Below are 10,019 nucleotides of genomic sequence, written 5' to 3' on the forward strand. Positions count from 1 at the left end.
TCCGCGCCGGCTCACCTCTGGTTGAAGGTCTTGCCTTCGCTGGCCAACCGCACCAGCAAAGGTGCAGGTTCCCAGCCTTGGGGTGCGAAGCGGCGCAACGAGGTCAAAACGGTGTCCAGTCCGACGGTGTCGGCGTAGAACATCGGCCCGCCGCGATGGCGCGGGAATCCGTATCCGGACATGTACACCACATCGATGTCGGACGCGCGGGAGGCGATCCCTTCCTCGAGGATTCTGGCGCCCTCGTCCACCAACGCAAAGATCAGCCGTTGCACGATGTCCTCCGGCTCGAAGGTCTGCAGCGCCGTGCCCCGCTTTTCGTGGAAGGAGGCCAGCAGCGCGTCGACGGTCGCGCTGGGGAGCGCATCGCGGCGGCCCGCCTGGTAGTCGTACCAGCCGCCGCCGGTCTTCTGTCCGAACCGTCCCATCTCGCACAGGGCGTCGCTGATCGCGTCACGGGGAGACTCCGGTTGCTCGGCGTAGCGACGCTTGCGGATCGCCCAGCCGATGTCGTTACCGGCCAGGTCGGCCATCCGGAACGGCCCCATGGCGAGCCCGAAGCCCTCGATCGCGAAATCGATCTGCGCGGGTGAGGCACCCGCGTTGAGGACCACCTTGGCGGCGGCCTGGTACTTGGCGAGCATCCGGTTCCCGATGAACCCGTCACAGACCCCGGAGACCACCGCCGTCTTGCCCACCCGTCGTCCGGTCGCCATCGCGGTAGCCAACACCTCGTCGACGGTCTCTTTGCCGCGCACGACCTCCAACAACGTCATCACGTTCGCGGGGCTGAAGAAGTGCATGCCGACGACATCACCGGGTCGGGAGGTGACCGCCGCGATCGCATCGATGTCGAGGGTCGAGGTGTTCGAGGCGAGGATCGCCCCTGGCTTCATGACCTCGTCGAGTGTGGTGAACACGATCCTCTTGACGTCCATGTCCTCGAACACGGCTTCGATGACGAGATCGCAGCTAGCGATGTCCGCGTAGTCGAGCGTCGGCGTCAGCAAGGCCATTCGTTGTTCGAGGGCGGTGGCGTCGAGTTTTCCCTTGTCGACCTGCGTTTGGTAGTTGCGCCGGATGACGTGGATTCCCCGGTCGAGAGGTTCGGGTTTCGTTTCGAGAAGCCTCACCGGGATGCCCGCGTTGAGGAAGTTCATTGCGATTCCGCCGCCCATTGTCCCGGCTCCGATCACCGCTACCGTATCGACTGCGCGGGTGTCGATCTCCTGTGGCAGGTCCGGGATCTTGCGTGCTGCTCGTTCGGCGAAGAAGGCGTGCCGAAGCGCCGCCGATTGCTCCCCGGCAACCAGGTCAACGAAGGTGCGCCGTTCGGCGTCCAGGCCCTCTGAGAACGGTGTGGTGGTGGCCTTCTCGATGAGGTCCAGGGCGGCGAGTGGAGCAAGAAAGCCGCGGCTTCGCTCATGTAGCTGTTTGCGGGCCGCCACCAGGGGTTCGGTATCGGCGGGGGCGTCGAGATCGCGGATGCGCGGCAAGTTGCGCCCCTCGGTGATGTGCTGAGCAACCTGCGATGCCGCATCGACCGCCTTGTGGTCGACGATCAGGTCGAATAGTCGCTGTCCGGTCTGGTCGGCGAGACTTTTGGCCGTGCGGGGAGTTCCGGCGGCGATCATGTCGGTGGCGGTAGCGAGGTCGATCACACGCGGTAGGCGCTGCGTGCCGCCTGCACCGGGTACCAAACCGAGCTTCACCTCGGGCAGTCCGATCTTGCTCGTGCCGGTGGCGACACGGAAGTGTGCGCCGAGTGCGAGTTCGAGACCGCCTCCGAAGCAGGTGCCCTCGATCGCGGCAATCACTGGCTTGTCGGCGTTTTCGAGTGCTCTGATCACGGTCCGCAAGGACGGTTCCGCTGCAGCGTTGGGTGTTCCGAATTCGGTGATGTCGGCACCGGCGGAGAAGGAGTCCCCGCTTCCGGTGAGGACGATTGCCTCGACTTCCGGGGACTCGAGGGCGCGGCGCAGATCGGCCAGGATCCCCGCTCGGGTGGCGTGCCCCAGCCCGTTGACGGGAGGGTTGTCGAGACGAATGGTCGCGACGTTTCCCGCGACACTGTATTGGGTGGGCATGGGAACGCTTCTTTCTGGTCGGGCGGGGATGTGCGGGCTGGTCGTGCGCTGTGGTTGGGCGCTGGCCAGGCTGTGGCTGCTGAACGGTGGGTGCGATCGGGTCGGGCCGAGGAGCTGGTTCGATGGCCGGACGAGATGGTTGTTTCTCTCTCCGCGGCAATCAGTTCGCTCCGCTGATGCCTCCATCCACCGGGATCACCGCGCCGGTCAGGTATGCGCCAGCGCGCGAGGACAGGAAGATTGCGGTGCCGGCGATGTCTTCGGGTGTGCCGGTCCTGTGGAGAGGAATCCTGCCCAGCACCTGCTGACGTGCCACATCGTCGTCCAACGCATGCGCCATCATCTTGGTCGGAAACAGTCCCGGGGCAATGGCATTGACGGTGATGTGCTCCGCAGCGAGCGATGCGGCCTCCTTCCGGGTCAGCATGTGGACCGCGGCCTTGCTGGCGGCGTAGGAGAAATTGTCGGAACTCGACACGCGGAGTCCGTCGATCGAACCGATGTTGATCACCCGCGCGGGGTCGTCGGCGCTTGCAGCGGCTCGGAGCTGGGGTAACAGTTTCTGGGTGAGCAGGAATACCGCCTTGACGTTGACTGCCATGACCTTGTCGAAGCCGGATCCGGGGAACTCGTCGAGCGGTGCACCCCACGTAGCGCCCGCATTGTTGACCAGAACGTCGAGGGACGGTGCGATCTCGGCGGTCCGTGCGGCGAGGCTGTCGATTCCCTCGTCGGTGGCCAGGTCTGCGGGGTGGGCGATGCAGTGCCCGAACTGGGAGAGCTCCTCCGCCGCCTGTTTGCAGATGTCGGCCTTGCGGGAGGAGATGATGACGGTGGCTCCCGCTTCTACGAATCCCCGGGCGATCATCAGTCCGATGCCCCGGGAGCCGCCGGTCACGAGCACGGTCTTGCCGGCGACGTCGAAGAGGGCTGTCATCACTGAACCTCGAACAGTCCGGCAACGCCCATGCCGGCGGCCACGCACATCGTGACCACGACGTATCGCACCCCGCGGCGCTTGCCCTCGATCAGTGCGTGTCCGACCAGGCGCGCGCCTGTCATACCGTAGGGGTGCCCGACCGAGATTCCGCCGCCGTCGACGTTGAAGCGGTCGGGGTCGATCCCGAGTTCGTCACGGCAATACACCGCTTGCGATGCGAACGCCTCGTTCAGCTCCCAGAGGCCGATGTCGTCGATGGTGAGATCGTGGGTCTCGAGGAGTTTCGGGATCGCGAACACTGGGCCGATGCCCATCTCGTCGGGCCCGCAGCCGGCCACTGCAATACCCCGGTACAGTCCCAGCGGAGTCAGCCCGCGTCGCTGGGCCTCCCCCGCTTCCATGAGCACCGCCGCCGAGGCCCCATCGGAGAGCTGTGACGAGTTCCCCGCCGTCACGGTCGACTGCTTGGTCACCTGGCCATCGGGCAGCACAGGACGCAGTGCTGACAGTCCGTCGAGAGTGGTGGACACCCTGTTGCCTTCGTCATGGGTGAGGATCACCTCTTCGGTGTGCACCTCACCGGTGGCTTTGTCGGTGACCGTCTTGATGCTCGGCATCACGACGATCTCCTGATTGAATCGGCCGCCGTCCTGTGCGGCGGCGGTGCGTTGCTGGGACGACAGTGAGTACTCGTCCTGACGGTCCCTGCTGACGCCGTACCGCTCGGCGACGATTTCGGCGGTCTGCAACATCGGCATGTAGAGGGTGGGTTTGTGCTCGGTGAGCCACGGATCCGTGGCTCGATGCCGGTTCATGCGGTCGTTTTGGACCAGCGAGATCGATTCCACTCCGCCGCCGACCGTGACCTGCATGCCGTCGGAGATGATTTGCTTGGCTGCGGTCGCGATGGCCATCAGCCCTGATGAGCACCGTCGGTCGATCGTCATCCCGGGCACGGAGTCCGGTAACCCGGCCCGGAGCACCGCCTGGCGGGCGATGTTGCCTCCCGCGGTGCCTTCCTGCAGGGCACACCCGAGGATGACATCCTCGACGTCGCCGCCGTCGATCCCCGCGCGCTCGACGGCGTGCGACAACGCGTGAGCTGCCAGCTCCTGTGCTTGGGTGTCGTTGAAGGCGCCGCGGTACGCCTTTCCGATCGGCGTGCGGGCAGTGGAGACGATGACTGCTTCCCTCATGGTGGGACTTCGCTTTCTTCAACATGGGCTGTCGACATACATGGACTATCGAGGTGAACTGGGCGTACTGGTTTCGAGGTGCCGAGCAGTTCAGAGTGCGGTCAATGACGCCGCTTGTCCGTGTCCGGCGAGCTCGGGGGGCGTGTGGCTGTCAGCCGGCTGGTAGGTAGACGAGTTCGGCGAGCCGGGCGCGGTGCCTGTAGGCGGTACCGAGCGCCAGTTGGTCACTCTTCGCCCGCTTCAAATACAGGTGCGCCGGATACTCCCAGGTCATCCCGATGCCGCCGTGCAGCTGGATGCACTCCTCGGCGACCCGCACCGCGACATCACTGCAGTGCGCCTGAGCAACAGTCGCCGCGATCTCGGCGTCATCGTCGCTGCGCGCGTAGGTGTCGGCGGCGTATCGCGCTGCCGCGCCGGCCGAGTTGACCTCGAGCCACAGGTCGGCGAGCCGATGCTTGATCGCCTGGAACGACCCGATCGTGCGCCCGAACTGCTTGCGCTCCTTGATGTACGCCACGGTCGTGTCGAGACACCATTGCGCCACGCCGTACTGCTCGGATGCGAGCAGCGCCGTGCCGCACAACAGCGCCGTGTGGACCGCTGGCTCGGCAGCACCCTGGTCCACCCGGTTCGGGTGGGCACCGGTGAACTCGATGTCGGCGAAGGGCCTGGTCATATCCAGTGCGAGAACGGGAGTGATGGTCACCCCGTTGGTGGCCCGGGGCACGGCGTGCAGTTCGAGTCCATCCGGCCCGACGACGGGAACGACGAGGATATCGGCGTCCTGTGCGCCCGCCACCGTCGTCACCCGTCCGACGAGCCGGTCATCGACCCTGCGGACGGTCGGTGTGAACGCCCCCAGTGAGACGGAGAGCGGAATGACCAGGGCACCCGTCGCCTCCCCCTCCGCGAGTGACCGTAGTGTCGTGGTCTCGCCCGCCTGCAGCAGTGCCATGGTCGCGAGAATTGCACTGGAGAGGTACGGCACAGGCGCGGCCGCGCGGCCGATCTCTTCCATCACGACCGCCGCTTCGCGGGTACTTGCGCCCGCGCCGCCGAACTCATCCGGAACCAAGAGTCCGGTCAGTCCCATTTCCGTGGCGAGGGTCTTCCAGATTCCTGAAAAGTCCTCTGGTACGGGGTCATAAGCGGTTGCGACACTCGTCGCGGGGCATCGGTCGGTGAAGAGTCGTCGAACGCTCTCGCGTAGCGCTTCTTCGGTGTCGGAGTACAGCAGAACGGGAGTGTTCATCGGACCAGGTCCTTCCACGGGATGTTTTTGTCGGCGCGGTGCTCGGGGGGAAGGTTCAGGACCCGTTCGGCGATGACGTTGCGCAGGATCTCCGAGGTTCCGCCCTCGATCGAGTTGCCCTTGGCGCGCAGGTAGCGGTATCCGGGGTCGCGGCCGGTGAAGTCGACATGATCGGGGCGTCGCAGGGTCCAGTCGTCGTAGCGCAAACCTGCCTCGGTGTGAAGTTCGACGTCGAATCCGGAAATGGACTGTGTCAGATGGGCGAACGCGAGCTTGATTCCGGAACCCTCCGGCCCCGGTTGACCGGCGGCGAGCCGCTGGCGCAGTCGTTCTCCGGTCAGTCGGGTTACCTCCGCCTCCACCCACAGCCGCATCAGGTCGTCGTGCATGGTGGCGGTGCGAAGTTCGGGTTGCTCGCGCCAAACGGAGGCGACCTTGCCGATCATCCCGCCCTCGCGTGGGGCACCGGATCCGATTGCGACGCGTTCGTTGTTCAGTGTGGTGGTGGCTACCCGCCAGCCCCCGCCCTCGTCACCCAACCGGTTGGTATCGGGAACCCTCACATCGGTGAGGAAGACCTCGTTGAATTCGGCTTCGCCGGTGATTTGACGGAGCGGCCGCACGTCGACGCCCGGGTCGCTCATGTCGCACAGGAAGTAGGTCAGTCCGGCATGTTTGGAGACGGTGGGATCGGTGCGGGCAAGCAGGATCGCCATTTGGGCGTTGTGCGCGCTCGATGTCCACACCTTCTGCCCATTGACCACCCAACTGTCGCCGTCGCGTACCGCGCGTGTGGCGACGGCCGCCAGGTCGGAGCCTGCTCCCGGCTCGCTGAAGAGCTGGCAACAGATCTGATCGCCGGTGAAGAGTGGTCGCAGGAAACGCTGCTTCTGGTCCTCGGTTCCGAATGCGGCGATCGTCGGGGCAGCCATGCCGAGCCCGATGCCGTTCCTGCGGGCGAGGGGTGCCGGTGCCCCGGCTGCGGCCAGTTGATCGTTGACTCGCCCCTGGAAGGTTTGTGGCAGGTCGAGACCACCGTGCCCGCGGGGGAAATGCACCCAGGCCAGGCCCGCGTCGAATCGCGCGCCGAGGAACTCCTGGCTACCGGTGGTCGTCGGGTCGTGTTCGGTCAGCAGGGCATTCACGCGTTCGGTGAGATCGCGGATGAGCGCCTGTTCGTCGTCGTTTGTCATGTTTGTCCTTTTAGTTCGCCGGCCACATCGATCGGGTGTCTGGATATCGAGTCCAGTTCTTCACGTCCGGAAACGGTGATGCGGTGTGCGCCGTGCCTTCGTCGAAATTTCACGCTCACCCCTCACAGGGGAAGGGACGTCTCAGATGCCGGCGTCGTCAGCGATCTCACAAGCCTTGTCGACGAGAGCACGAATCCTTTCCACAGTGGGAGTTCCGGCGGCCGCCTTGTTCTGCGGCTCGTCGATAGCACGTCTCCTCACCCCCTCGGCAATCACGGCAATCTTCCACAGCCCCAGGGCGTGCCAGAATTTCAAGGCCTCCGGGTCTCGGCCCGTCTCGTCCAGGTAAAGCCGGGCGAGCTCGTCGCGACCGGGAAATCCGTCGAGCGCGGAGGCAGTGAAATCGCTGCCCATGGCCTCTCCGCGCTCCGGCCAGTACGCGAGCATCGTTCCCATGTCCGCGAGTGGGTCTCCCAGCGTCGAGAGTTCCCAGTCGAGCGCGGCGATCACCTCACCGTTCTCGAATGAGGTGATGACGTTGCGCAGGTGGAAATCGCCATGCACCAGAGTCACTTCCCGCTGTTGTGGGACGGCCGCAGACAGGCGTCTGGTGAGGTTGTCGAGTGCGGGTAGTTCCCGAGTTTTCGACCTCTCCCACTGCGCACTCCACCGCTTGAGTTGGCGTTGTGCGTAGGGTTTGTGACTGGCCAGATCGAGTAGCCCCACTGACTTCAGGTCGACAGCGTGGATCTTTGCCAAGGTGCGGGGTAGTGACCGTCCGATGTCTCGTCGCCGCTGCGGCGTCAATGCTTCGGCGACCGGCATTCGGTCAACTACCTGACCCTCGACGAATTCCATCAACACCAATGGCGCATCGGTGACAGCTGCATCCGCTGTGACCCCCAGAACTCGCGGAACCGGGACGTCGGTTGCCGCGAGCGCGGACAAGATCCCCGCTTCTCGCACCACGTCGTGCGCGGACGCGAGCAGGTGCCCGAGCGGGGGGCGCCGCAGCACCCATTTCCGTTCGCCCCTGTCGCGCACAAGATACGTCAGGTTGGATTGGCCGAGTCCGATCCGCTCGAACCGCAAAGGACCGGTCACCGTCGCACCGAGACTGCCCATCCAGTCAGTGACTCTCGCCTGGTCGACGCCGACCACACCGGTCGAATCGATATCAGTGGCCACGGTGTCCCCCAAACGTGAGTGCCTTCACCCTGCTGAGGCATTGATTGCCATGGATCACCACGACTGTTCGGGCGATCCTCCTTCGGTCCGCGTCGCCCATGTCAGGCCACCGTCACCTTCCGGCCGTGGGGCGAGACGTGCGCCGCGTCACCGCGGTCCCGATACTTGCGCAACTCCGTTGTCGCGATCGCCCTCTTGTGCACTTCATCCGGCCCGTCGGCCAACCGCAGGGTGCGCAGGCGGGCGTATGCCTTGGCCAGCGGGAAGTCGTCGGTGACACCGGCGCCACCGTGCACCTGGATGGCGCGATCGACGATCTTCAGCGCGATCTGTGGTGCGGCCACCTTGATCGCGGCGATCTCGGTGCGCGCCTCCTTGTTGCCGACGGTGTCCATCAGGTGCGCCGCCTTGAAGGTGAGGAGTCGGATCATCTCGATGTCGATCCGGGCCTCGGCGATCCAGTCCTGGATGTTCGCGCGTTCGCTCAACGGCTGTCCGAAAGTGACCCTGGCCTGGGAGCGCTTGCACATCAACTCGAGCGCGCGTTCGGCCATCCCGATCGTGCGCATGCAGTGGTGGATTCGGCCGGGGCCGAGTCGGGCCTGGCTGATGGCGAAACCCTCCCCCTCCCCCTCGAGGACGTCCTTCGACGGAACCCGGACATCCGTGAAGGTGATTTCGGCGTGTCCTTCGCGGTCCTGGTAGCCGAACACCGTCAGGCCCCGTACCACCGTCACACCGGGGGCGTCGATCGGGACGACCATCATCGACTGCTGGCGATGTTTGGCGGCGGCGGGATCCGTTTTTCCCATCACGATCAAGACTTTGCAGTTTGGATGTAAGGCGTTGGTGGCAAACCATTTACGTCCATTGAGGATGTACTCGTCGCCGTCGCGTTCCATCCTGAGCTGGATATTTGTCGCGTCCGAACTGGCCACCTGCGGCTCCGTCATCGCGAACGCTGACGCCATGGTGCCGTCGAGTAGCGGCTCGAGGTACTTTTCCTTATGCTCGTCACTCCCGAACCGTTCGAGCACCTCCACGTTTCCGGTGTCGGGCGCATTGCAGTTACAGACTTCCGATGCGATGTGACTGCGCCCCATGATCTCCGCAAGTGGCGCGTACTCGAGGTTGGACAGGCCGGGGCCCGAATCAGGGTGCGGGTGAAAGAGATTCCACAATCCGCGGTTGCGGGCCTCTACCTTGAGTTGCTCGATGATCGGCGGCTGGAAATGCGGGTCACCTGACTCGCGCATCTGCTGCTCGTAGACCACCTCGGCGGGATAGATGTGCGAGTCCATGAACTCGAGCAGGTCAGCCCGGTATTTCTCGGTGCGATCTGAAAGGTCGAACAGAAACATGGAAAACTCCTGACAGGTAGGGCAGAGGATTGGATTTGCGGCGAGGAGGCCGGCATGAAGTTGGCGCCACGTCAGGACGATCCCACCGCCTATGGCTGACTGTCGCGCCGTGGGCGTCGGCGTGATCGGTCGCGCCCAGCTGCCGGTTCCGTCTCGACGCGATACCGCGGGTCACCGAGTGCACGGCCGACGCGTCGAAGGAACGCATCAGGCCCAACCCCGAATGTGATGAGTATGTCCTCTGGGTGGGGACCTCCGTAGGGAGCCCATTTTCGGGCAAACTCGACCATTTCCATGTCGTGGTCCTCGGATGTCATGTCCGCTGCCTTCTGACCGTGGCCCCTTGTTACAGGGCTTTGAGTTCCTCGGTGACCTCGGAGACCGACTTCTTCGCGTCCCCGAACAGCATCGAGGTGGTGTCCGCGAAGAACAACGGGTTGTCGATGCCGGCGAACCCGGAGTTCATCGACCGCTTCAGCACGATCACCGACTTCGACTGATCCACGTTCAGGATCGGCATCCCGTGGATCGGCGACGACGGATCGTTGCGGGCGGCCGGGTTGGTGACATCGTTCGCCCCGATCACCAGGGTCACATCGGTCCGCGAGAACTCGTCGTTGATGTCGTCCATTTCCTTCATCGCGTCGTACTCGACGTCCGCCTCGGCGAGGAGCACGTTCATGTGCCCGGGCATCCGGCCCGCGACCGGGTGGATCGCGTACTTGACCTCGACACCCTTCGACTCGAGCAGCTTGGCCATGTCCTTGACCGCGTGCTGGGCCTGCGCCACGGCCAACCC

The 10,019-nt window shown here is 64.7% G+C and carries 8 protein-coding genes; all 8 read right to left on the reverse strand.

Annotated features, from left to right (window positions below; translation table 11 throughout):
- Nucleotides 1–11: 11 nt before the first annotated feature.
- The gene (locus ACFU5V_RS13020) at nt 12–2,087 is read right to left on the reverse strand and encodes a 3-hydroxyacyl-CoA dehydrogenase NAD-binding domain-containing protein (RefSeq protein WP_378699609.1); all 2,076 of its coding nucleotides are present in this window, start codon (nt 2,085–2,087) and stop codon (nt 12–14) included.
- A 160-nt stretch (nt 2,088–2,247) separates the two neighbouring features.
- Nucleotides 2,248–3,024, reverse strand: coding sequence for an SDR family oxidoreductase (locus ACFU5V_RS13025; RefSeq protein ID WP_378699611.1), 777 nt, complete (start codon nt 3,022–3,024; stop codon nt 2,248–2,250).
- Nucleotides 3,024–4,223, reverse strand: a complete 1,200-nt coding sequence (locus ACFU5V_RS13030; protein WP_378699613.1) for an acetyl-CoA C-acyltransferase — start codon at nt 4,221–4,223, stop codon at nt 3,024–3,026. Before ACFU5V_RS13030 ends, ACFU5V_RS13025 begins: the two co-directional genes overlap by 1 nt.
- A 151-nt stretch (nt 4,224–4,374) precedes the next feature.
- The gene (locus ACFU5V_RS13035; protein ID WP_378699615.1) at nt 4,375–5,478 is read right to left on the reverse strand and encodes an acyl-CoA dehydrogenase family protein; all 1,104 of its coding nucleotides are present in this window, start codon (nt 5,476–5,478) and stop codon (nt 4,375–4,377) included.
- Nucleotides 5,475–6,671, reverse strand: a complete 1,197-nt coding sequence (locus tag ACFU5V_RS13040) for an acyl-CoA dehydrogenase family protein (protein WP_378699617.1) — start codon at nt 6,669–6,671, stop codon at nt 5,475–5,477. Before ACFU5V_RS13040 ends, ACFU5V_RS13035 begins: the two co-directional genes overlap by 4 nt.
- 141 nt (nt 6,672–6,812) lie before the next feature.
- On the reverse strand, nt 6,813–7,796 hold the full coding sequence (locus ACFU5V_RS13045; RefSeq protein WP_378699637.1) for a phosphotransferase family protein: 984 nt from the start codon (nt 7,794–7,796) through the stop codon (nt 6,813–6,815).
- 164 nt (nt 7,797–7,960) lie between these two features.
- A complete protein-coding gene (locus tag ACFU5V_RS13050) occupies nt 7,961–9,220 on the reverse strand; it encodes an acyl-CoA dehydrogenase family protein (protein ID WP_378699619.1) in 1,260 nt (419 codons plus the stop codon).
- Between the two features lie 346 nt (nt 9,221–9,566).
- A partial coding sequence (locus tag ACFU5V_RS13055) for an NAD(P)(+) transhydrogenase (Re/Si-specific) subunit beta (RefSeq protein ID WP_378699621.1) occupies nt 9,567–10,019 on the reverse strand: 453 nt, incomplete at its 5' end.

This window comes from Rhodococcus sp. NPDC057529, from assembly GCF_042802055.1.
In the GTDB taxonomy this organism is placed as follows: Bacteria; Actinomycetota; Actinomycetes; order Mycobacteriales; family Mycobacteriaceae; genus Rhodococcus_F.